Consider the following 22459-nt stretch of genomic DNA (forward strand, 5'->3'; position numbering starts at 1 on the left):
GCACCGAGGTCGGCTCAGCCCCGGAGGAAGGCCGATCCCGCTTCCCGGAACGCCTTCGAGCCCGGCGCGTTGAAGTGGTGCCGGCCAGGGATCTCGAAGAACGAGCCCTGCGGCGCGGCGTCGACGAGGCGGAGGGAACCGGGGAGCACCGCGTCCTCGGATCCGGTGGCGAAGAGGATCGGCTGCGACGGCGCCTGCCGCGGATCCGGGTCGATCGAGTCGGAGGCGCGCATCCCTTCCGCGAGTCCCAAAAGGGCTCTGAGGTCGTTGCCCGGGACGCGCTGCGTGAGGGCGACGTAGTCCTGGGTGATCGGATCCGTCACCGCAATGCCGCGCTCGATGAGCCCGCGCACCTGATCCAGATCGATCCGTGCGAGAGGAACGCCGTCGGGCACCCCGCCCAGCACCGCACGCGGGATGCGATCGCCGAGATCGCGGAGCACCTGCCAGCCGACGCGCGCACCGAGCGAGTAGCCGAGGTAGCGCGCCTCGTCGACGAGATATGTGTCGAGGACCTGCTCGACGTCAGAGGCCAGGGTGCGCACGTCGTAGCCGGCGGCGTCGTGCGGCTTCTCGCTCCCGCCGTGACCGCGCTGATCGATTCCGAGGATGCGGAAGCCGTCGCGCTCCAGCATCCGCACCCACCCGGTGAGCACCCAGTTGTCGCGCGTGCTGGACGCGAAGCCGTGGACCGCGACGACGACCGGCGCATCCGGGTCCCCCCAGGTGTAGGTGGCGAGGCCGACGCCGTCGCCGACCTCGATGATCTGCGGATGCGGCATGCGGGTCAGGTCGGCGAGGCTGTCGGCGGTCACCACACCATCTTGCCCTTCGCGGGGTCGGCGCGGCGCTGTCCCCGCGGGTCTCGCCTCCCCGGCGCATAGGGTGAACGGGTGACGAGAATCATCGCGGGGGCGGCCGGCGGCACCCGCCTGGAGGTCCCCGGTCAGGGCACGCGTCCTACCAGCGACCGTGTGCGGGAGTCGCTGTTCGGGGCGCTCACGTCGATGGGGGCGATCGAGGGCGCACGGGTCCTCGACCTCTACGCCGGATCAGGGGCGCTCGCGCTGGAGGCGCTGAGTCGCGGCGCGCGGGGAGCGGTTCTCGTCGAGCGGGGGCGCCCCGCCGCCTCGATCGTGCGTCGCAACATCGCCGCGGTGCGCAAGGCTCTCGGCGGCGCGCTGGACGCGACCGTGCAGGAAGGCTCCGTCCGTTCGTTCCTGGATCGGGCGACGGGTCCCTTCGACCTCGTCTTCACGGATCCCCCCTACGACCTGTCCGATGCGGAGATGACCGCGGACCTCGTCACCCTCGCACCCCTGTTGTCTGCGGACGCGGTCGTCGTCGTCGAACGTGCGAAACGCTCCACCCCGCCCGATCTGCCCGCCGCGGGTCTCGCCCTCATCCGGGAGAAGGTCTACGGCGACACGGCCCTGTGGTGGGCGGAGCCGGCTCAGGCGTCGGCGCCGGCGTCCCGGTAGGGATCCCAGCCGCGGGGGCCCACGGGATCGCCGTCGCAGAGGACGGGAGCGCCCTCGACGGCCTGCACGACCGTTCCGATGCGCCGGAATCCGGGCGGCAGAACCCCCGCCGGGAACGTCGCGAGCAGCGCGTGGTCCTCACCACCGGCCAGTGCGCGCCCGGGATCCGCACCGAGGGTCTCCGCGTCGAGCGCGAGCGTGACGCCGGAGGCCCCCGCCAGGCGCCCGGCGTCCAGGGCGAGACCGTCCGACACGTCCATCATGGCCGTCGCCCCGGCGACCGCGGCGACGACCCCGAGGCCCACAGGCGGGGCAGGACGCAGCTGCGCCTCGATCGCCTCGGACTCCCCTTCGGCCAGCACGGAAGGATCCACCGGGACGGCGGCGGTTCCCGGATGAAAGCGTCGGAAGAGCACCGACAGGCCGAGACCGGCGAGCCCCGTCTCCCCCGCGATCGCGACGTCGTCGCCGATCCGGGCGCCCGCGCGCGTCACCGCCCGGCGCCCTTCGAGGTCTCCCAGGGCGGTCACGGCGACGGTCAGCGTGGCGGAGACGGTGAGGTCCCCTCCGACCACCGCGCATCCCGGCGCGAGAGCGGCGCACGCGTCGCGGAACCCGTCCGAGAGCGCGGACACGAAGGAGAGCCGCCGGTCTCGCGGCACCGCGAGCGCGACGAGCAGCGCGGTCGGCCTCGCGCCCATCGCCGCGACGTCGGCGAGGTTGACCGCCGCGGACTTCCAGCCCAGGTCGTATCCGCTCGACCAGGCCGACCGGAAATCGGGGCCCTCGACGAGCGTGTCGGTGGTCGCGACCACCGAGCCGGAGGGCGTCGCGATCACCGCGGCGTCGTCCCCGGGACCGAGCAGGGAGAACGCACCGGCCGGAGTGCGCGCGAGGATCGTGCGCAGCACGCGACCCTCGCCGGCCTCGCCGATCGTGGGGTCGTCGTCGGACGACAGCGGAGGCAGCACGCCGTCCGCCCCGTCGGAACCGGGAGCTGGGAGGTCGACCATGCCTCCCACGGTAGCCTGGAAGGATGCGTCGCCGACTCGCTCCCGCTGCCCTGCTGGCCCTCGCCGCGGGACTGTTGGCGGGCTGCAGCTCGACGGTGCACCTGGACCCTGCGGAAGGCGCGAACGACCCGCGGTGCGCAGACGTCACCGTGCGTCTGCAGAACGTGCCGTCGATCGACGGACACGAACGGCGCTGGACCGATGCCCAGGCGACCGCCGCCTGGGGCGATCCGGCCGTCGTGCTGCTGACCTGCGGGCTGCCCGAGGCCGAGCCGACGAGCACCCTGCAGTGCATCTCGCTCCAAGGGGTCGACTGGCTGGTCGACGAGTCGAAGCAGCCCTACCTGACCCTCACGACCTACGGCAGAAAGCCCGCGGTGCAGCTCTTCATCGACAACGATCCGAAGACCGGGGTGAGCGCGAACGACGTGATCGGGAACAAGAGCCTCGCCGCCGCGATCGCGACGATTCCCGCCACGCACTCGTGCACGGCGCGACCCGGTGCGGACGTCGAGCCGACGCCCGCACCGACAAACTGAGCCCGTCCGGGGATCCGACGGGCGTCATCGGCGCAGGCCCGCCTCGATCAGCTCGGTGATGAGGTCGCGGTAGCTGAGCCCCGAGGCGATCCAGCACTTGGGGAACATCGAGATGGGCGTGAACCCCGGCATCGTGTTGAGCTCGTTGACCACGAGCCCGTCCGGGGTGAGGAACATGTCGACCCGGGCGAGTCCGCGGCCGTCCACAGCCTCGAAGGAACGGATCCCGGTCTCCTGGATCGCGGCGATCTCCGCCTCCGTCAGCTCCGCGGGGCACACGACGTCCACGCCGTCGCCCCCCAGGTACTTGCCCTCGAAGTCGTAGAACCCGCGATCGGTCAGCACGATCTCGCCCGGCACGGAGGCGCGTGGCGCGTCCTCGCCCTCGAGGATCGCGACCTCGATCTCGCGTCCGACGACGCCCGTCTCGACGAGCACCTTGTCGTCCTCCGCGAACGCGATCCGCATCGCCTCGTCCAGTCCGTCCAGGTCCTCGACCTTGGACACCCCGACGCTGGACCCTGCGCGCGCCGGCTTGACGAAGAGCGGCAGGCCGAGGCGCGCCGCCGCGTCGCGCACCTGCGCCGGGGCGGAGGTCCAGTCCCGTGCGCGCACGGTGATCCACGGCGCGACGGCGATCCCTGCGGCCTGGAGGGCGACCTTCATGAAGTGCTTGTCCATGCACAGTGCCGAGTCCAGCACTCCCCCGCCGGCGTACGGCACCTCGAGCGTGTCGAAGTAGCCCTGCAGCGTGCCGTCCTCGCCGTGCGGGCCGTGCAGCAGCGGGAGGACCACGTCGATCGCGCCGAGGTCGTCGACCGAGCCGTCGGCGCGGGTGACGCGCAGCGTGCGGACCCCGCCGGGCTCGGGCCACTGGATCCGCGTGCCGTTGTCGATCACCTGCGGAAGGTGCTCCGCGTCGAGCGGGAACTTGTCCGGATCGTCGTCCTCGAGGACGAAGGCGCCTTCACGGGTGATCCCGACCGGGACCACGTCGTAGCGCTCGCGATCAAGGGCGCGCAGCACCCCTCCCGCCGTGGCGGAGCTGATCGAATGCTCGCTGGAGCGCCCTCCGAAGAGCACCACCACCGTCTGCTTGTCCATTGCCCGTCCCTTCCCCCTGCGGGGTGTCGTCGTCGGTGGTCAGATGGGGGGCGATGTCGCGCGGATCCATGGCGCCGTCCAGCACCATCTTCACCTGCTCGACGATCGGCATCTCCACGCCGGCGGCGCGGGCCAGCTGCAGCACGGGCGCGACGGACGCGAGTCCCTCGGCCGTCTGCTGCATCTGCTTGACCACGTCCTGGAAGCTGTATCCCTGGCCGAGCAGGCGCCCGGCGGTGTTGTTGCGGCTCAGCGGCGACTGGCACGTCGCGATGAGGTCGCCGAGGCCGGCGAGACCCTGCAGGGTCCCCGGCTGCGCGCCGTTCGCCACCGCGAAGTCGGTCATCTCCACCAGGCCGCGCGTGATGATCGAGGCCTTGGTGTTCTCGCCGTAGCCGACGCCGTCGACGATGCCGATGGCGACTGCGATGAGGTTCTTCAGCACGCCGCCGAACTCCGTGCCGATGACGTCGGTGTTCACGAAGCTGCGGAAGTAGCCGTTGCGCGCGGTGCGGGCGACGACGTCGGCCGTCTCCTCGCTGTTCGAGGCGATCACCGCCGCCGTCGGCTGCTCCTTGGCGATCTCGAGCGCGAGGTTCGGCCCGCTCGCCACGGCGATCCGATCCGGATCGCAGCGCAGCTCCTGTTCGATGACCTGGCTCATCCGCAGGCCGGAGCGCTTCTCCACGCCCTTCATCAGGCTGACCACGGGGATGTCCGAGTGCTGGAGGAGCGGGCGCAGCGCCTTGAGGTTCTCCCGCAGCGTCTGGCTCGGCACCGAGAGGTAGACCTGCTCCGCCCCGCGCACGGCGTCCGCGAGCAGGTGCGTGGCGGTCATGGTGCGGGGCAGGTTGATGCCGGCCAGGTACTGCGAGTTGCGCTTCGCCTCGGCGATCTCGTGCGCCAGCTCCTGCCGGCGCGCCCACATCGTGACCTGGGCGCCGCCGTCGGCGAGGATCTTGCCGAACGTCGTGCCCCAGCTTCCCGCGCCGATCACGGTCACCCGCGGCCCGAGCGGGATCGCCGCGGTGCGCGGTGCGTTCCTAGGAGTCAAGGCGCCCCGTCTCCTTCTGCCCGTGTTCGGAGGGGTTCCATCGCGTCGCTGGAGCCGTCTCTCCGCGAAGGTCTTCCAGCAGCGCCGTGATGGCGGCCATGAGGCGCTCGTTGGCCTCGGCGATCGCCGCGCTCTCCGACGCTCGATCGTACAGATCGGAGAGATCCACAGGGTCTCCGATGAGCACGTCGACCCGCTTGCGCGGCGGCCAGAGGCTGAGGCCCTTCTGATAGCGGCCCATGATGGCCTGGGTTCCCCAGTGGGCCATCGGGATGAGCGGGATCCGACCCGTGAGCGCCAGACGCACCGCGCCGGACTTGCCGCGCATCGGCCACAGTCCGGGATCGCGCGTGAGCGTGCCCTCGGGATACACGATCACCCCTCGGCCGTGCTCGACGAGTTCTTCCGACTGATGCAGAGTCTGCTTGGCGGCCGCCGACGACGCGGTCCGCGCGACGGGGATCATGCCGGTCCTGCGCAGCGCGGCACCGAGCACCGGGACGCGGAACAGGCTCTCCTTCGCCATGAAGCGCGGCGCCCGCCCCAGCCGCCAGACGGCGACCGCGACGATGAGCGGATCGAACTCCGAGTAGTGGTTCGGGGCGAGCACGAACGCGCCCTCGCGCGGAAGCCGCTCCGCCCCGCGGATCCTGATCCTCGCCGTGTATCCGACGAAGGGCACGACGACCGCGCCGAGCAGCCAGAAGAGGCTGGGACGGGTCTTCTCGGCAGTCGCGCGCATGTCAGCCGATCACGTCGAAGTCGGCCCCGAGCGCGGTGAGCTTGTCGAGGAACTTCTCGTAGCCACGGCTCAGGATGTCGATGCCCGACACCCGCGACTCTCCGCTCGCCGTGAGCGCCGCGATGACGTGGCTGTAGCCGCCGCGCAGGTCCGGCACGACGATGTCCGCGCCGTGCAGCGGGGTCGGGCCCGTGATGACGGCGGCCTGCTCCAGCTCGCGTCGCGCCACCCTGCGCGGCCCGTCCTGCAGCCCGTGCGGGTGCACGACGATGTCGGCGCCCATCTTCACGAGAGCCTGGGTGAAGCCCATCCGGTTCTCGTACACGGTCTCGTGCACGACCGAGCGGCCATGCGCCTGGGTGAGGGCGACGACGAGCGGCTGCTGCCAGTCCGTCATGAACCCCGGGTGCACGTCGGTCTCGACGATCACGGGCTTCAGCTCGCCCTCCCGGCGGAAGAGGATGCCGTCCTCCTGCACGTCGAACCAGCCGCCCGCCTTGCGGAAGACGTTCAGGAACGTGAGCATCTCCTGCTGCTTCGCGCCCCCGACGAAGATCTCCCCGTCGGTCGCGAGCGCCGCGGACGCCCACGACGCCGCCTCGTTGCGGTCGAAGATCGAGCGGTGGTCGTAGCCGCGCAGCCGGTCCACGCCCTCGATGAGGATCACGCGGTTGGGCTCGTAGGAGATGATCGCGCCCATCTTCTGCAGGACGGCGATGAGGTCCATGATCTCGGGCTCGATCGCGGCATTGCGCAGCTCGGTCTGCCCCTTGGCGCGGACCGCGGTGAGCAGCACCTGCTCCGTCGCGCCCACGCTCGGGTACGGCAGGTGGATGTTCGCGCCCTTGAGGCCGTGCGGGGCGGAGAGCCGGATGCCGCTGGGCAGCTTCTCGACGATCGCGCCGAACTTGCGCAGCGCGTCGAGATGGAAGTCGATCGGGCGGTCGCCGATGCGGCAGCCGCCGAGGTCGGGGATGAACGCCTGACCGAGACGATGCAGCAGAGGGCCGCAGAACAGGATCGGGATCCGCGACGCGCCCGCATGGGCGTCGATCTCCTCGAAGTGGGCGGACTCCACATCGCTGGGGTCGAACACGAGCGCTCCGGGCTCGTCGCCCTCGGTCACCCGCACGCCGTGCACCTCGAGCAGGGAACGCACCACCGCGACGTCGGAGAGATCCGGCACGTCCCGCAGAGTGCTCGCCGTCTCACCGAGCAGGGTCGCGACCATCGCCTTGGTCGCGAGGTTCTTTGCGCCCTTCACGTCCACCCGCCCGCGCAGGGGCCTTCCGCCGCGGATCGCCAGGACGTCTCCGGTCAGGGTGGTCCCTGGCTTGGTGTCGTGCAGCGGTGTCGTCATTCGCAGGGCCTCTTCTTCTGGACGGTTGCGCGGCCGGAGCCGCAGGGCGGGTTGCCCGGGCTCACGGCCGCGACCGGTTCAGCGAACAGGAAGGGTCCGTGGCCGCCACGACTCGCGACGGGCCTCGAACTGCGCGATCTTGTCTTCGTTGCGCAGGGTGAGCCCGATGTCATCGAGCCCTTCGAGGAGCCGCCATCTAGTGTAATCGTCGATCCCGATGGCGGTCTGGAAGACGGGCTCCGCCGCTTCCGATCCGTCCCCGTCGACGGCGCCCACGGTGGCGACGCGAGCCTCCAGGTCGACCGTGATCTCACGGCCCGGGTGCTCTTCGATGAGGCCCCAGATCGTCTCGATGTCGCTCTCGTCGACGGTGGCCGCGACGAGCCCCTGCTTGCCCGAGTTGCCGCGGAAGATGTCGGCGAAACGCGGGCTCAGCACGACGCGGAAACCGTAGTCGCGCAGCGCCCAGACGGCGTGCTCGCGGCTCGATCCGGTGCCGAAGTCGGGGCCTGCGACGAGGACGGAGGCGTTCCGGTAGGGCTCCTGGTTGAGCACGAACGAGGGATCCTGCCGCCAGCCGTGGAAGAGCGCGTCCTCGAAGCCGGTCTTCGTGACGCGCTTGAGGAAGACCGCCGGGATGATCTGGTCGGTGTCGACATTGGAGCGCTTCAACGGCGCCGCGACACCGGTGTGGGTCGTGAACTTCTCCATGATCACACCTCTCCGTTCAGGTCGCTCGGGCTGGACAGGTCGCTCGGGCTGGACAGGTCACTCGGGCTGGAAAGCGTGCCGCGCACGGCCGTCGCCGCGGCGACGAGCGGCGACACGAGATGCGTGCGCCCTCCCTTGCCCTGACGCCCCTCGAAGTTGCGGTTCGACGTCGAGGCGCAACGCTCCCCCGGGGCGAGCTGATCGGGGTTCATGCCCAGGCACATCGAGCAGCCGGCGAAACGCCATTCCGCGCCGAAGTCGGTGAAGACCTTGTCCAGTCCCTCGGCCTCGGCCTCCAGCCGCACCCGGGCGGATCCTGGCACCACCATGACACGCACGCCGTCCGCCTTCTTCTTGCCCTGCACGATCGACGCGAAGGCCCGCAGATCCTCGATCCGGCTGTTCGTGCACGAGCCCATGAACACCGCGTCGACCTTTACGTCCTTGAGCGGGGTGCCCGGCGTCAGGTCCATGTACTCCAGCGCGCGCTCGGCGGCGCTGCGCTCGTTCGGGTCCGCGATCTCGGCCGGATCCGGCACGGCGGAGGACAGCGAACTGCCCTGGCCGGGGTTGGTTCCCCAGGTCACGAAGGGCTCCAGCGTGTCCGCGTCGATGAACACCTCCGCGTCGAACACGGCTCCCTCGTCGGTCGGGAGCGTGCGCCAGTAGGCGACGGCGTCCTCCCAGTCCTGCCCTTCGGGGGCGTGCGGCCTGCCCTGCACGTAGGCGAAGGTGGTCTCGTCCGGGGCCACCATTCCGGCCCTGGCACCGGCCTCGATCGACATGTTGCAGATCGTCATGCGACCCTCCATCGAGAGCGCGCGGATGGCGCTGCCGCGGAATTCGAGCACGTACCCCTGTCCTCCGCCGGTGCCGATCTTGGCGATCACCGCGAGGATGATGTCCTTCGCGGTCACCCCGGGGCGCAGCGTGCCCTCGACCGTGATCGCCATGGTCTTGAACGGCTTGAGCGGCAGCGTCTGCGTGGCCATGACGTGTTCGACCTCGCTCGTGCCGATACCGAAGGCCATCGCCCCGAACGCGCCGTGCGTGGAGGTGTGCGAGTCGCCGCAGACGACCGTGATCCCCGGCATGGTCAGGCCGAGCTGCGGGCCGACGACGTGCACGATGCCCTGCTCCGCATCGCCCAGGGAGTGCAACCGCACGCCGAACTCCTGCGCGTTGCGGCGCAGCGTCTCGATCTGCGTGCGGCTGGTCAGGTCGGCGATCGGCTTGTCGATCGCCAGCGTCGGGGTGTTGTGGTCCTCGGTCGCGATCGTCAGATCGAGGCGGCGCAGCGGCCTGCCCTCGGCCCGCAGGCCGTCGAAGGCCTGCGGGCTGGTGACCTCGTGGACGAGGTGCAGGTCGATGTAGATGAGGTCGGGCTCGCCGTTCTCACCCTTCACCACGAGGTGATCGTCCCAGACCTTCTCGGCCAGCGTCCGGGGGGTTCGGTCGTTCGTCATGCGCGCTTCTCCTGGTTGATGATGCGGCCGTGCCCCATCAGCACAGGGCGAGACACCGCGGCGAGGGAGGCCTAGATCGAGGTCCCGCCGCGGCTGCTAAGGAGAAGCACCGCCTGCATGCGCACGAGTTTACCCGCGCCGTGGGTGGGAGTCCCCCACCCCCCTTCGCGCGGATCCGCGGACGCATCCCTCCCGCACGAACCGCGGCCCATGACGCCCGGTTACCTCTCGCCTCCGTCACCAGCGCGCGCCGTGGCACGCTGAACGTCCACGCTCACCCGAGAGGCACCGCATGTCCATCGATACCGCCCGCTTCGCCACCCGGGCGGTGCACGCCGCGCGGAGCCAGCCCTCCGCGCCGCCCCGTGCGACGCCGATCTACCTGACGGCCGGCTTCGAGTTCGACGACTTCGACCACGCCGCCGACCACTTCGGCACCGGGAACGGATTCGGGTACACCCGCACGGGGAACCCGACGGTGCGCGCCGTGGAGCGGCAGCTCGCGGCACTCGAGTCGGGCGCGGACGCGCTGCTCGTGGCGACCGGCCAGGCGGCCGTTGCCACGGCGCTGCTCACGGTCGCGGGCGCCGGCGACCACATCGTGTCCTCGGCGCACATCTACGAGGGCAGCCGGGGGCTGCTCGTCGACAACCTCGCACGCCTGGGGATCGAGACGACGTTCGTCGAGGACATCGCGGATCCGGACGCGTGGCGGGCCGCGATCCGTCCGTCCACGCGCGCGCTGTTCGCGGAGTCGATCGCCAACGCCCGCAACGACGTCCTCGACGTGTCGGCGATCGCCGCCGTGGCCGATGCGGCGGCGATCCCGCTCATCGTCGACAACACCCTCGCGACGCCCTCCCTGCTGCGTCCGCTCGAGCACGGCGCCGCGATCGTGGTGCACTCCGCATCCAAGTTCCTCGCCGGTCACGGCTCGGTCCTCGGTGGGGTCGTCGTCGACGACGGCCGCTTCGATCCCGCGCTGGCAGGCCACAACGCGCCTCACCTCGTGCTCCCTGCGCGCGGCGGCGGTCCGAGCGTCGCGGCGCGCCACGGAGGACTCGCCCGGATCGCCTACGCCAGGGAGTCGGTCGCCCCGCGCTTCGGCGCCACGCCCTCCCCGCTCAACGCGTTCCTCATCGGCCAGGGTGCCGAGACACTCCGGCTGAGGGTCCGCGAGCAGTCCCGCAACGCGCTCGCCGTCGCGCGGTGGCTCGCGGAGAGCCATGCCGTCGAGAGCGTCGACTACGCCGGGCTGCCGTCCCATCCCGACCATGCGACCGCCTCCCGTTACCTCGACGGCGGGTTCGGATCGATCTTCACCGTGACCCTGCGCGGAGGCCTGCCCGCCGCCCGCGCGTTCGTGGAGGGCGTACGGATCTTCACGCACATGACGCACATCGGCGACGTGCGCTCGCTCGTGCTGCATCCCGCATCCACGAGCCACGCCTCGCGTTCCGACGAGGAACGCGCTCGCGCCGGCGTCCACCCGGGCACCGTGCGCCTCTCGATCGGCATCGAGGATCCCGACGACCTCATCGAGGATCTCGCCCAGGTGCTGCAGAGGACGAAGGAGGTGGCCGCATGAGCACGCCGCAGCACTTCGGCTGGTTCCTCGCGCGAGGCTTCGGCCCCCAGGGCTGGGGATACCCCTCGGTGGACTGGGACTACGACTGGACGCGCCCCGAGATCTACCAGGAGGCCGCCCGCACGCTCGAGCAGGCGGGGTTCGACCTCGTCATCATCGAGGACGCGCCCTCGCTCGGATCGGCCGACACGATCGACCTGCGCGTGCGGCACGCGTTCGGCGGCCCCAAGCACGATCCGCTGCTGCTCGCCCCCTACCTGTTCCAGGCCACGAGGCACCTCGGCGTCGTGCCCACCGTGAATCCCGCCGCATGGCTGCCGTACACCGCGGCGCGCCAGTTCGCGACGCTGCAGCATCTCAGCGGCCAGCGCCTCGGGCTCAACGTCGTCACCGACACGGGAAGCGCGCGCCATTTCTCGGACGCCGCCCAGCTGGGCCACGACGCGGCGTACGACCGCGCCGAGGAGTGGCTGGCCGGGATCCGCGCGCTGTGGCGCAGCTGGGACGCGGACGCCCTCGTCGCCGACCGCGAGAGCGGCGTGTACGCCGATGGCTCGCACATGCGCGCCGTACGCCATCGCGGCGAGTACTACGCCTTCGACGGCCCCCTGAATGCGCTCCCCCAGGCGACCGAGCCGGCCATCGTCTCGCCCGGAGGCTCGGGGCGGGGCCTCGGCTTCGCCGGCGCCAACTCGGACGTCCAGCTCGCCCTCGCACCGCTGCACGAGGCCTCCGTGCGCGCCTATCGCGCGAAGGTCCACGACGCCGCCCGTGCCGCCGGCAGGGATCCCTCCGACGTCAAGATCCTGTTCGCGATCCAGCCCGTCATCACGCCGTCGGCCGAGGAGGCGGATCGCATCGTCGCGGCCTCCGCCCATCCCGACGATGCCGCGCTCCTGCAGATCGCCCGCAAGCAGTCCAGCGACCTGGAGACCGATCTCACGGCTCTCGACCCCGACCGCCCGCTGGATCTCGCGGTGTTCGGAGCGCACGTCTCCGAGGGAAGCATCCGTCGCCTGATCGGGGATCGCGGCGAAGACGCTCCCCTGCGTGCACACCTCACGGCGCTCGCGCGCGCCGGCAGGATCGCCGACCGGTCCGGCTTCGTCGGAACGGCGGAGGAGTTCGCCGACCTCGTCGAGGAGCTGGGCGACTGGGGCAATGACGGCGTCCTGCTGTGGGGCGACTTCCACCCGGTCACCCTGCACCGCACCTTGGATGAGCTCGTCCCTGTGCTGCGCCGGCGCGGCCTCCTGCGTCGCGAGTACGCCGAAGGAGGCTTGCAGGCGAACCTGCGCGCCTTCTGAGCACCCGGCGAGAGGCGGCGGCTACCGCGTGGTCACGGCCTGCCGCTCGCGGCGCTTGTCGCGCCCCGAGGCGATCAGGCTCGCCCCCGTGGCCCCGAGCATCGAGACGACGATGACCGCGAGCGAGAGCCAGATCGGGACGTCCGGCGCCCACTCGATGGGCTTGCCGCCGTTCACGAAGGGGACCGAGTTCTCGTGCATCGCGTGCAGTACGAGCTTCACACCGATGAAGCCCAGGATCACCGCGATGCCGTAGTGCAGGTAGCGCAGCCGGTCCAGCAGGTTCCCCAGCAGGAAGTACAGCTGACGCAGCCCCATGAGGGCGAAGATGTTCGCCGTGAAGACGAGGAAGCTGTTGTGCGTGATGCTGAAGATCGCAGGGATCGAGTCGATCGCGAACATGAGGTCGGTCACGCCGATCGTGACGAACACGATCAGCATCGGCGTCCAGACCTTCTTCCCGCCGACGACCGTGCGCAGCTTCGCGTCGTCGTAGTCCTCGCTCACCGGAAGGAAGCGGCGGACCACGCGGACCACGAAGTTCTCCTTCGCAGTGTCGTCGCCGTGATCCTTCTCCGGCATCGCCTGGCGGATCGCGGTCCAGATCAGGAAGGCCCCGAAGAGGTAGAAGACGGGCGCGAAGTTCTCGATGATCGCGACGCCCAGGAGGATGAAGATGCCGCGCAGCACGAGCGCGATGATGATCCCCACCATCAGCACCTCTTGCTGCAGCCGCCGCGGCACCGCGAACTGCGCCATGATCAGCACGAAGACGAAGAGGTTGTCGATCGACAGGCTGTATTCGAGTGCCCACCCCGTGAGGAACTCCCCCGCATGACCCGGGCCCGCGACGGCGAGCAGCAGGCCCGCGAAGCCGAGCGCGAGCACGACGTAGAAGACCACCCAGAGCGTGGACTCGCGGGTGGAGGGGATGTGCGGCCGCCACCGCACGATGAGCAGATCCGCGGTGAGGATCACCAGCAGCACGGCGAGGGCCGTGATCTCGAACCAGACGGGAACGTCCACGAGGTGCCTTTCGAAGGGGTCGGTCGGAGCCGAAAGTCTCTCCCTCGCCGAACGGCGTCACGCGCCCGGAGACCCTGCCTCGGGCCTCGTGATGACGATCGCGTGAAGTCGGGATACTCCCCTTCGCGGATCCAGTCTACGGCACGGGCTCGGACGGAGCGTCCACGGCGCCGCCGAACCGACGGTCCCGAGCGAGGTAGATGCCGATCGCGCGCCAGAGCTCTTCGCGCGAGAAGTCGGGCCAGAGGGTGTCCAGGAACACCATCTCGGCATAGGCCGACTGCCAGAGCAGGAAGTTCGACGTGCGCTGCTCCCCCGAGCTGCGCAGGAACAGATCGACGTCGGGCATGTCGGGGATGGAGAGGTGGCGGCGGATCGTCTTCTCGGAGATCGCGCCGGGTCGCGTGCGGCCCGCCTTCACGTCCTCCGCGATCGCCCGCATCGCGTCGACGAGCTCCACACGTCCGCCGTAGTTGACGCACATCGTGAGCGTCAGCGTGTCGTTGTCCTTGGTCAGCTCCTCCGCGATCCGCAGCTCCTTGACGACGGATCCCCACAGGCGCGGCTTGCGTCCCGCCCAGCGCACCCGCACACCCCATTCGTTGAGTTGATCGCGCCGACGGTGCAGTACGTCGCGGTTGTAGCCCATGAGGAAGCGGACCTCCTCGGGCGACCGCGCCCAGTTCTCGGTGGAGAACGCGTAGACGCTGAGGTGCTTCACGCCCGCCTGGATCGCACCCGCCACGACGTCGAGGAGCACCTCCTCGCCGGCCTTGTGCCCCTCGATGCGGTTGAGGCCGCGGCGATTCGCCCATCGCCCGTTGCCGTCCATCACGATCGCGACGTGGTTCGGCACGGCGGGGAACGCCGGCGGCTGCAGACCGGTCCAGTCCAGCGGGCGGTAGGGCACCGCGTCTTTGTGCGTGTACGGTTTGGGACTCACCGGTTTCCCTCCACGAGCGAGAGCGAGCGGATCCCCCGCTCGAGATGCCACTGGGCGTAGGCGGCGATCACGCCCGACGCCGCCGCCGTGTCACGATCCGTCGCGGACTCCACGCGCTCCCAGTCCCCGGCGAGGAGCGCGCGGAGCACGTCGAGCGCCGTGGAGGGGATCCGCGGGCTGCCGGCGGGCGCGCAGTCGTCGCAGACGATCCCGCCCATCTGCGCGACGAAGACCGTGTGCGTTCCGTTCTTCGCACAGCGGGCACAGTCGGTGAACGAGGGCGCCCAGCCGGACAGCGCCATGACGCGCAGAAGATAGGAGTCGAGGATGCTGCGGGAGGCGTGTTCCCCCCGCGCCAATGCGCGCAGACCGCCGACGAGCAACAGGTACTGCTCCGGCGTCGCCTCGGCGTCGCTCAGCCGATCGGCCGTCTCGACCATCGCGTTCGCGGCGGTGTAGCGGTCGTAGTGCAGCGCGATGTCGGCGCCGTACGCTCCCAGCGACTCGGCCTGCTGCACGATGTCGAGCGAGCGTCCCTGGTACAACTGGACGTCCGCCACCATGAACGGCTCCAGGCGCGACCCGAACTTCGACGACGTGCGGCGCACGCCTTTGGCGACCGCCCGCACCTTGCCGTGCCCACGGGAGAGCATCGTGACGATCCGATCCGCCTCGCCGAGCTTGTGGGTGCGCAGGATCACCGCTTCGTCTCGGTAGGTGGGCATTCCTCGATCATCCCACTCCACGGGACAATGGAGCTGTGACCGAACCGACCTTCATCATCCCGCTCTGGGCCGATCTGCTGGGCGTCGGCCTCGGCGGCGTGCAGGGAGCCCTGTTCGCGAGCGGATTCCAGGGCCAGCGGCGCCTGGATCTGCTCGGGGTCGCGATCATCGGGATCATGATCGGCATGGGCGGCGGTCTCATCCGCGACATCCTGCTGGGCCTGCAGCCGGCGTCGCTGCAGAGCAACTGGTACATCCTCACGGCCACGGGCGCCGCCCTGGTCGGGATGCTGCTCGCCGGCGTGCTGAGCAGGGTGAACACGCTCATCGTCGCCCTGGATGCGGTGGTGATCGGGATGTTCGGCGCGTTCGGCACGAGCAAGGCGATCGCGCTCGGACTGCCGATGATCCCCGCGGTGTTCGTGGGGGTCTGTGCGGCGGCGGGCGGAGGCGTGCTCCGCGACGTGCTCATGGGGCTGCCCGTCTCGATCATGCACGTGGGGTCGCTGTACGCCGTCGCCGCCGGAGCGGGGTGCGCGTTCATCGTGGTGGCGCACGCCCTGGGCATGGGGATCGTGCCGGCGGCGGTCATCGGCATCGTCGTGACCGCGGTCATCCGGGTGCTCTCGGTGGCGTTCGACGTCTCCCTCCCCGAGCAGCGTCGCCTGTACCGGCGCAAGGTCGCGGCGGAGACCGGCATGATCCCGATCATCAAGCCCTGAGTCCCCAGGGCGACCGGAGGAAACCGCGTTTCGTCTCGGTCGCGCGCCGCGCGTCCTCGCTCAACGACCAGGAAAGGGCACACCGCGCGTTCACCCTCAACGACCGCAACAGGGAGCCCCGCGCGTTCACCCGCAACGACCGCAACAGGGAGCCCCGCGCGTCCGCCCGCAACGACCAGGACAGGAGACCCCGCACACACCCGGGGACGTTGAGCGAGGACGACCGCGCAGCGGACGACCGAGACGAAACGTGCCCCACTGGCACCGCGTTTCGTCTCGGTCGCGCTCCGCGCGTCCTCGCTCAACGACCAGGAAAGGGCACCCGCACGTCCTCGCTCAACGACCAGGAAAGGGCACCCGCACGCCCTCGCTCAACGACCGGGACAGGGGACCCCGCGCATCCGCCCGCAACGACCGGGAAAGGCGTCAGGCCCCGACGAGCTGCGCCTCGGCGTCCTGACGGGCGCGGATCGAGCGGTTCACGCACGACACGATCGCCTTGAGGGATGCGGTCGAGATGTCCCCGTCGATCCCGACCCCCCACAGACGCTGATCGCCGACCTGCAGCTCGACGTAGGCGGCCGCCTGCGCGTCGCCTCCCGTGGAGAGCGTGTGCTCGACGTAGTCGTAGAGAGAGATCTCGAATCCGCGCGCACCCAGGATCTCGATGAACGCCGCGACCGGGCCGTTGCCACGGCCCTGCGTCTCGACCCGCTCCTCGTCGTCGCGCAGGATGACGTCGAGCGTGACCTCACCCGACATGTCGCTGTTCGTGCGCGTTCCCAGCAGCTCGAACCGTCCCCACTTCTCGTCATCCGCGGAGGCCGGCAGGTACTCGTCGGTGAAGATCTCCCAGATCTGGTCGCTCGTGACCTCGCCGCCCTCGGCGTCGGTCTTGGCCTGCACGACGCCGGAGAACTCGATCTGCAGCTTGCGCGGCAGATCCAGCGCGTGATCGGTCTTGAGCAGGTAGGCGACGCCGCCCTTGCCCGACTGCGAGTTGACGCGGATCACCGCTTCGTACGACCGACCGAGGTCCTTCGGGTCCACGGGCAGGTAGGGCACGCCCCACTCGATGTCGTCGACCGTGACGCCCTGCGCCTCGGCCTTCGCCGCCATCGCCTCGAAGCCTTTCTTGATGGCGTCCTGGTGCGATCCGCTGAAGGCCGTGAACACGAGGTCGCCGCCCCAGGGGCTGCGCTCCGGCACGGGCAGCTGGTTGCAGTACTCGACCGTGCGCTTGACCTGGTCGATGTCGCTGAAGTCGATCTGCGGATCGATGCCCTGCGTGAACATGTTGACGCCCAGGGTGACGAGGTCGACGTTGCCGGTGCGCTCGCCGTTGCCGAACAGGCAGCCCTCGATGCGGTCGGCGCCCGCCATGTACCCCAGCTCGGCGGCGGCCACGGCCGTCCCCCGGTCGTTGTGCGGGTGCAGAGACAGGATGACGTTCTCCCGCTGCGCGAGATGGCGGCTCATCCACTCGATCGAGTCGGCGTAGACGTTCGGCGTCGCCATCTCGACCGTCGCGGGCAGGTTGATGATGACCTTGCGGTCGGGCGTCGGGTCCAGCACCTCGATCACGGCGTTGCACACGTCGACCGCGTATTCGAGCTCCGTCCCGGTGTAGCTCTCCGGGGAGTACTCGTAGTAGACCTCGGTGTCGGGGATGCGCTTCTCGAACTCGCGGCACAGGCGCGCGCCCTCGAGCGCGATCTGCTTGACGCCTTCCCGATCGGAGCGGAACACGACCTCGCGCTGCAGCACGCTCGTCGAGTTGTAGAAGTGCACGATCGCCTGCTTGGCGCCCGCGATGGCCTCGTAGGTGCGCTCGATGAGGTGCTCACGGCACTGCGTCAGGACCTGGATGGTGACATCGTCCGGGATCAGGTTCTCTTCGATGAGCTGGCGCACGAAGTCGAAGTCGGTCTGGCTCGCCGAGGGGAAGCCGACCTCGATCTCCTTGTATCCCATGTCGACCAGCAGCTGGAACATGACCCGCTTGCGCTCGGGCGACATCGGGTCGATCAGGGCCTGGTTGCCGTCGCGGAGATCGACCGCGCACCAGCGCGGGGCCTTCTCGATGCGGGCGTCGGGCCAGGTGCGGTCGGGCAGATCCACGCGGATCTGCTCGTGGAACGGCCGGTACTTCTTGACCGGCATCGCAGAGGGGCGCTGGTTGTTCTTCATGAGGTTTGCTCTTCTCGTCGCTTCTTCGGGAGCGGGCCAACGCGAACACCGCGACGAGTGGGGCCCTCAGAAACGGGACTCGTCGCGGCAGCTAAGAAGGAGCAGACCGCCTGCGCGCATGCCGACATGCTAGCACGGCGTCATCCCGCTCTCCGGGGCGTCGCCGACCTGCGAGAATCGAACGACCGGATCGTGGATCCGGCGTCCGGGTCCTCCCCCGATGCCACAGACCCCCGAGGAGCAACGCGTGCAGTACATCTCCACCCGCGGCGGCGGCGAGCCGAAGACCTACAGCGAGGCGCTGCTGGAGGGGCTCGCGATCGACGGCGGCCTGCTCGTTCCGGAGCAGCTGCCGACCGTCTCGGCGGAGAGGCTGGAGTCCTGGCGTGCGCTGAACTACCCGGAGCTCGCGACGGAGGTGCTCGGGCTCTTCGCGACCGACATCCCCCGAGACGACTTGGCTGCGCTGTGCGCGGCGGCGTACGCCCCGTCGGTGTTCGCCGAGCCGGTGCCGCTCACCCCCATCGGGGACGGTCTCACCCTCGTGGGGCTCTCGGAGGGACCGACTCTCGCGTTCAAGGACATGGCGATGCAGTTCCTCGGTCAGGCGCTCGAATACGCCCTCGAACGCACCGGCGGCGTGCTGAACATCGTCGGCGCCACCTCCGGAGACACCGGATCCGCCGCCGAGCACGCGTTGCGGGGCAAGGACAGGATCAGCGTGTTCATGCTCTCCCCGCAGGGACGGATGAGCGCGTTCCAGCGTGCGCAGATGTATTCGCTGCAGGACGCGAACGTGCACAACATCGCGGTCGACGGCGTCTTCGACGACTGCCAGAACCTCGTCAAGGACCTCGCCGGCGACATCGCGTTCAAGACCGCGCAGCACCTCGGCGCGGTGAACTCGATCAACCTCGCCCGCATCACAGCCCAGGTCGTCTACTACTTCTGGGCATGGCTGCGGGCGACGGACGCGGTCCCCGCCGCGCAGCGACCCGGCTTCGCGGTGTCCTTCGCCGTGCCGAGCGGCAACTTCGGCAACATCCTCTCCGGCTTCTTCGCCCGTGGGATGGGCCTGCCGATCCGACGGCTCGTCCTCGCCGCGAATGAGAACAACGTGCTGGACGAGTTCTTCCGCACCGGCGTCTACCGTCCCCGCACCTCCGCCCAGACGCTCGCGACGTCGAGCCCGTCGATGGACATCTCGAAGGCATCGAACCTCGAGCGCTTCATCTACGACCTCGTCGGCCGGGACCCGCAGCGGGTCCGCGCGGCCTGGACCCTGCTCGCCGATACCGGCAGCTTCGACTTCACCGCCGACCTGGCCCGCTTCGCGGACGAGTTCGGCATCGTCAGCGGGACGAGCACGCACGACGACCGCGTCGCGACGATCCGTGCGGTGCACGAGCGCAGCGGCAGGATCATCGATCCGCACACCGCCGACGGCGTCAAGGTGGCGGCGGAGTACGTCGAGGACGGTGTTCCCATGCTCGTCCTGGAGACCGCGAAGCCGGAGAAGTTCGGCGAGACCATCACCGAGGCGCTGGACATCGCCCTGCCGCTGTCCGCCGATCTGCAGGCGCTGCTCGCCGCACCGCAGCGGGTCGTGGAGATCGGCAACGACGAAGCCGCCCTGCGCGCGATCATCGAGGCCGACGCGCTGCACTGATCGCCCACGAGCGCGCCGACGCCGGCTCGCCCGCTCGCTCGCTCGCGGGCATCGTTGGATAGCCTGGGCGCATGACGGCCCGGGTGCGCACACGACTGCTGGTGCTGCTCGGCGCACTCCTCGTCGTGTGCGCCCCGGTGCTCGTCGCAGCGCCGGCGCACGCGGATGCGAACGACTTCACGTACGACTCCTGGCACGTCGACTACCGACTCGGTCACGACCCCGCCGGGCGCGCGACGCTCGCGGTGACCGAGACGCTCGTCGCGGAGTTCCCCGCGGACGACCAGAATCACGGGATCATCCGCGGCCTGCCCACCTGGTACGAGGGCGCTCCCCTCGGCCTGCGCATCGTCTCCGTGACGGACGGATCCGGAGGGGCGATCCCCTTCGACGACGACGAGACCGAAGACGGCGAGCGTCAGGTCAAGATCGGCGATCCCGACGCGTTCGTGCACGGACGCATGACGTATGTGATCCGCTACACGATGCGGGACGTCGTGCACCGTCCCTCCGATCGGCAGATCGACGAGTGGTACTGGAACCTGCTGCCGCTGAACTCCCGGCAGCCGATCGCCCGCTTCACCGCCGCACTGGACCTGGACGCCCGGAGCACCGCCGCCCTGCTCGGTGCCCCGTCCTGCTACCTCGGGCCATCCGGCGCCACGACACCGTGCGCGCTCACGGACGCCGGGGACGGCCGCTTCACCGTCGCGCAGGACGGGATCCCCGCCGGCTCCGGCGTCACGGTCGCGTTCCCGATGCGCGCGGGCACGTTCGCGCAGGCACCGGCACGGCATCCCGACCCGGCGACCGACATCGCGCCCTACCCGCTGGCCGGCGCCGGGCTCGTGCTCGCGATCGGCGGCCCGCTTCTCGGGCTCGCCCTGCTTCGACGCAGGGGACGCCGGAGCGGCCGGGGCATCGTCGTCGCCCAGTACGACGTTCCGCCCTCGCTGCCGCCGCTGCTCGCCGCCGAGGTCGAAGGGCGTTCGGCCGTGGCGGACTCGGCGGAGATCGTCCACCTCGCCGTCCACGGGGCGCTGCGGATCTCGGACGGCGAGAAGAAGCCCGTCCTTCAGCTGCTCGATCCGTCGATCGCCCCCGATCCCCTCGACGCCCGCGCGCTCGAAGCGCTCTTCCCCTCGACGCCGGTCGGCGCCGAGATCAGGCTGGACGTCCCCGACGATGCGCTCGTCGGACGCCTCAAGGCCCTCGACGGGTCGGCACGCGCGGACGCCCTCGCGCGCGACCTGCTCGAGCGCCGTCGTTCCGCGCTCGCTCTGGGACTGAGCGCGGCCGGGCTCGTCGCGAGTCTCATCGGCGTCGTTCTCGCCGTGCCCGGCCTGGCCGTCGGGCGTCCCGCGGCGATCGCCGCCTTCGTCGTCGCGGTCGTGGCGTCGGTGGCCGCACTCGTCGCCGTCCTCGCATCCCTGCCACGCCGTGCCGTGCTCACGCCGCAGGGCGCAGAGACGCGGGAGTATCTCCTCGGCGTCAAGGAGTACATCCGGCTGGCGGAGGCCGACCGGATCCGCATGCTGCAGTCCTACCGCGGCGCCGAGCGGCGAGCCGACGGTGCGGTCGACGTGGTCGTCCTCTACGAGCGGCTGCTCCCCTACGCGATGCTGTTCGGTCTCGAACGCGAGTGGGGCGGGGTGCTCGCCGTGGAGTACGAGAGGGCCGATTCCGTCCCCTCGTGGTACTCCGGGTACGTCGCGGGAAATCTCGTCGGATCGCTGTCCGGCATGGGGAGCTCCTTGAGCGCGACACCGACCGCGAGCACGTCCTCCTCGTCCAGCGGCTCCTTCGGCGGAGGTTTCTCCGGAGGCGGCGGTGGGGGCGGATCCTCGGGCGGATGGTGAGGCGCCTGCTCCCGGGAGCCGCCGTCAGGGGATGAGGGCGAGCTTGCCGCCGGGATGCCCCTCCGCGAGAACGCGGGTCGCCGCGATCGCCTCGTCCAACCGGTACGTGCGCGCGAGGGGAACCCGGAGCAGGCCCTCGTCCGCGAGACGCACCAGTTCGCCGCGGATGCCGTCGCGGAAGGCGGCACTCGACGGCTGACGGCCCGCCAGGGCGACGAAGCCGTCCCGAGAGGCGCGCGCGGGTGCGGCGATCGTCACGATCCGCGCCCGATCGGCGACGAGTTCGAGCGAGACGTCGACCGCCTCGTCCGTCCCCACCGCGTCGAGCGCCGCCACGGGAGCGCCGATCGCACGGACGCGCGCGGCGAGGCCGGGACCGTAGGCGACCGGAAGCCCTCCGAAGCGCCTCACCCGGTCCCCGCTCGCCGGCGAGGCGGTGCCGATGACCGTGACGCCGCGCAGCATGGCCAGTTGCAGGACCATCGCTCCGACCGCACCGGAGGCGCCGTGCAGCAGCACCGTCTCCCCCGCCACGGCCCGCGCGCGGTCGAGCAGTTCGGCGGCGGTCGTGCCTGCCAGCAGCAGGTTCGCGGCCTCGGCGTGCGAGAGCGGCACGGGCTTGCGGAAGGCCTTGGCGGCGGAGATCGTGAGCCGAGTCGCGTAGCCGCCCTGCACGCGGAATGCGACGACCCGGTCGCCGATCTCCACGTCTCCGGATCCGATCGCCGTGCGCTCCCCGATGGCGACCACGTCGCCCGAGATCTCGTAGCCGAGCGGAACGGGGAACGCCGACGCCGGCCCCGCGAGGACGTGCTTGAGATCCGCCGGGTTCATGCCCGCCGCGCGGACCAGGACCGTGATCTCGCCCTCCCGCGGCGGGGCCACCTCGGCGTCGACCAGCGCCCAGTGGGCCGTGCCTCCCGCGTCCCGGGCGATCCATCGCCGAGCGCGGTCGATCAT

20 protein-coding genes are annotated in these 22459 nt (G+C 70.4%); 7 read left to right on the forward strand and 13 right to left on the reverse strand.

Annotated elements, in window-relative coordinates; genetic code table 11:
- Nucleotides 1-14: 14 nt before the first annotated feature.
- Nucleotides 15-782 carry an alpha/beta fold hydrolase gene (locus Q0P88_RS04110; RefSeq protein ID WP_295011448.1) on the reverse strand — a complete coding sequence of 256 codons (768 nt, stop codon included), beginning with the start codon at nucleotides 780-782 and terminating at the stop codon, nucleotides 15-17.
- A 111-nt stretch (nucleotides 783-893) separates the two neighbouring features.
- Here Q0P88_RS04110 and rsmD point away from each other — a divergent pair, with 111 nt between their 5' ends.
- On the forward strand, nucleotides 894-1481 hold the full coding sequence (gene rsmD / locus Q0P88_RS04115; RefSeq protein WP_295011364.1) for a 16S rRNA (guanine(966)-N(2))-methyltransferase RsmD: 588 nt from the start codon (nucleotides 894-896) through the stop codon (nucleotides 1479-1481).
- Here the strand turns inward: rsmD and thiL are convergent.
- Nucleotides 1454-2494: a thiamine-phosphate kinase gene (thiL, locus tag Q0P88_RS04120; RefSeq protein WP_295011366.1), complete on the reverse strand. Its 1041-nt coding sequence runs from the start codon at nucleotides 2492-2494 to the stop codon at nucleotides 1454-1456. The two genes, rsmD and thiL, sit on opposite strands and share 28 nt — an antisense overlap.
- Before the next feature lie 23 nt (nucleotides 2495-2517).
- On the opposite strand from thiL, the gene Q0P88_RS04125 reads away from it, so the two are divergent.
- Nucleotides 2518-3033 carry a DUF3515 family protein gene (locus Q0P88_RS04125; RefSeq protein WP_295011368.1) on the forward strand — a complete coding sequence of 172 codons (516 nt, stop codon included), beginning with the start codon at nucleotides 2518-2520 and terminating at the stop codon, nucleotides 3031-3033.
- A gap of 24 nt (nucleotides 3034-3057) precedes the next feature.
- On the opposite strand, the gene Q0P88_RS04130 is transcribed toward Q0P88_RS04125, so the two are convergent.
- The 6 genes from Q0P88_RS04130 to leuC all read right to left on the reverse strand — a co-directional run bounded on the left by Q0P88_RS04130 (nucleotide 3058) and on the right by leuC (nucleotide 9470).
- Nucleotides 3058-4137 (reverse strand): D-alanine--D-alanine ligase family protein, encoded by a 1080-nt coding sequence (locus Q0P88_RS04130; RefSeq protein WP_295011370.1) that lies wholly within the window; start codon nucleotides 4135-4137, stop codon nucleotides 3058-3060.
- Nucleotides 4043-5191 (reverse strand): NAD(P)H-dependent glycerol-3-phosphate dehydrogenase, encoded by a 1149-nt coding sequence (locus Q0P88_RS04135; protein WP_295011372.1) that lies wholly within the window; start codon nucleotides 5189-5191, stop codon nucleotides 4043-4045. The genes Q0P88_RS04130 and Q0P88_RS04135 overlap by 95 nt, the downstream gene beginning before the upstream one ends.
- Complete coding sequence (locus Q0P88_RS04140) at nucleotides 5181-5933, reverse strand: 1-acyl-sn-glycerol-3-phosphate acyltransferase (protein WP_295011374.1); 753 nt, start codon at nucleotides 5931-5933, stop codon at nucleotides 5181-5183. The genes Q0P88_RS04135 and Q0P88_RS04140 overlap by 11 nt, the downstream gene beginning before the upstream one ends.
- A gap of 1 nt (nucleotide 5934) precedes the next feature.
- Nucleotides 5935-7293, reverse strand: coding sequence for a UDP-N-acetylglucosamine 1-carboxyvinyltransferase (murA, locus tag Q0P88_RS04145; RefSeq protein ID WP_295011376.1), 1359 nt, complete (start codon nucleotides 7291-7293; stop codon nucleotides 5935-5937).
- 78 nt (nucleotides 7294-7371) lie between these two features.
- The gene (gene leuD, locus Q0P88_RS04150) at nucleotides 7372-8004 is read right to left on the reverse strand and encodes a 3-isopropylmalate dehydratase small subunit (protein ID WP_295011378.1); all 633 of its coding nucleotides are present in this window, start codon (nucleotides 8002-8004) and stop codon (nucleotides 7372-7374) included.
- Nucleotides 8005-8006: 2 nt separating this feature from the next.
- Entirely contained in the window at nucleotides 8007-9470 is a 1464-nt protein-coding gene (gene leuC, locus Q0P88_RS04155) for a 3-isopropylmalate dehydratase large subunit (RefSeq protein ID WP_295011380.1), read from the reverse strand.
- Between the two features lie 292 nt (nucleotides 9471-9762).
- On the opposite strand from leuC, the gene Q0P88_RS04160 reads away from it, so the two are divergent.
- Together Q0P88_RS04160 and Q0P88_RS04165 are read left to right on the forward strand one after the other, a co-directional pair.
- Nucleotides 9763-11058 (forward strand): O-acetylhomoserine aminocarboxypropyltransferase/cysteine synthase family protein, encoded by a 1296-nt coding sequence (locus tag Q0P88_RS04160; protein WP_295011382.1) that lies wholly within the window; start codon nucleotides 9763-9765, stop codon nucleotides 11056-11058.
- Nucleotides 11055-12365, forward strand: a complete 1311-nt coding sequence (locus tag Q0P88_RS04165) for an LLM class flavin-dependent oxidoreductase (RefSeq protein WP_295011384.1) — start codon at nucleotides 11055-11057, stop codon at nucleotides 12363-12365. The genes Q0P88_RS04160 and Q0P88_RS04165 overlap by 4 nt, the downstream gene beginning before the upstream one ends.
- A gap of 21 nt (nucleotides 12366-12386) precedes the next feature.
- Here Q0P88_RS04165 and Q0P88_RS04170 read toward each other — a convergent pair whose 3' ends face one another.
- The 3 genes from Q0P88_RS04170 to recO all read right to left on the reverse strand — a co-directional run bounded on the left by Q0P88_RS04170 (nucleotide 12387) and on the right by recO (nucleotide 15059).
- Nucleotides 12387-13391, reverse strand: a complete 1005-nt coding sequence (locus Q0P88_RS04170; protein WP_295011386.1) for a TerC/Alx family metal homeostasis membrane protein — start codon at nucleotides 13389-13391, stop codon at nucleotides 12387-12389.
- A 136-nt stretch (nucleotides 13392-13527) separates the two neighbouring features.
- Entirely contained in the window at nucleotides 13528-14334 is an 807-nt protein-coding gene (locus Q0P88_RS04175) for an isoprenyl transferase (protein ID WP_295011388.1), read from the reverse strand.
- The gene (gene recO / locus Q0P88_RS04180; protein ID WP_295011390.1) at nucleotides 14331-15059 is read right to left on the reverse strand and encodes a DNA repair protein RecO; all 729 of its coding nucleotides are present in this window, start codon (nucleotides 15057-15059) and stop codon (nucleotides 14331-14333) included. Before recO ends, Q0P88_RS04175 begins: the two co-directional genes overlap by 4 nt.
- A 35-nt stretch (nucleotides 15060-15094) precedes the next feature.
- On the opposite strand from recO, the gene Q0P88_RS04185 reads away from it, so the two are divergent.
- On the forward strand, nucleotides 15095-15781 hold the full coding sequence (locus Q0P88_RS04185) for a trimeric intracellular cation channel family protein (protein WP_295011392.1): 687 nt from the start codon (nucleotides 15095-15097) through the stop codon (nucleotides 15779-15781).
- 426 nt (nucleotides 15782-16207) lie between these two features.
- On the opposite strand, the gene leuA is transcribed toward Q0P88_RS04185, so the two are convergent.
- A complete protein-coding gene (leuA, locus tag Q0P88_RS04190; protein ID WP_295011394.1) occupies nucleotides 16208-17971 on the reverse strand; it encodes a 2-isopropylmalate synthase in 1764 nt (587 codons plus the stop codon).
- Nucleotides 17972-18218: 247 nt separating this feature from the next.
- On the opposite strand from leuA, the gene thrC reads away from it, so the two are divergent.
- Nucleotides 18219-19640 (forward strand): threonine synthase, encoded by a 1422-nt coding sequence (thrC, locus tag Q0P88_RS04195; protein WP_295011396.1) that lies wholly within the window; start codon nucleotides 18219-18221, stop codon nucleotides 19638-19640.
- 71 nt (nucleotides 19641-19711) lie between these two features.
- Nucleotides 19712-21499 carry a DUF2207 family protein gene (locus tag Q0P88_RS04200; protein WP_295011398.1) on the forward strand — a complete coding sequence of 596 codons (1788 nt, stop codon included), beginning with the start codon at nucleotides 19712-19714 and terminating at the stop codon, nucleotides 21497-21499.
- Between the two features lie 24 nt (nucleotides 21500-21523).
- On the opposite strand, the gene Q0P88_RS04205 is transcribed toward Q0P88_RS04200, so the two are convergent.
- Complete coding sequence (locus Q0P88_RS04205; protein WP_295011400.1) at nucleotides 21524-22459, reverse strand: NADP-dependent oxidoreductase; 936 nt, start codon at nucleotides 22457-22459, stop codon at nucleotides 21524-21526.

Origin of the sequence: uncultured Microbacterium sp. (genome assembly GCF_945952435.1) — a bacterium.
GTDB lineage: Bacteria > Actinomycetota > Actinomycetes > Actinomycetales > Microbacteriaceae > Microbacterium.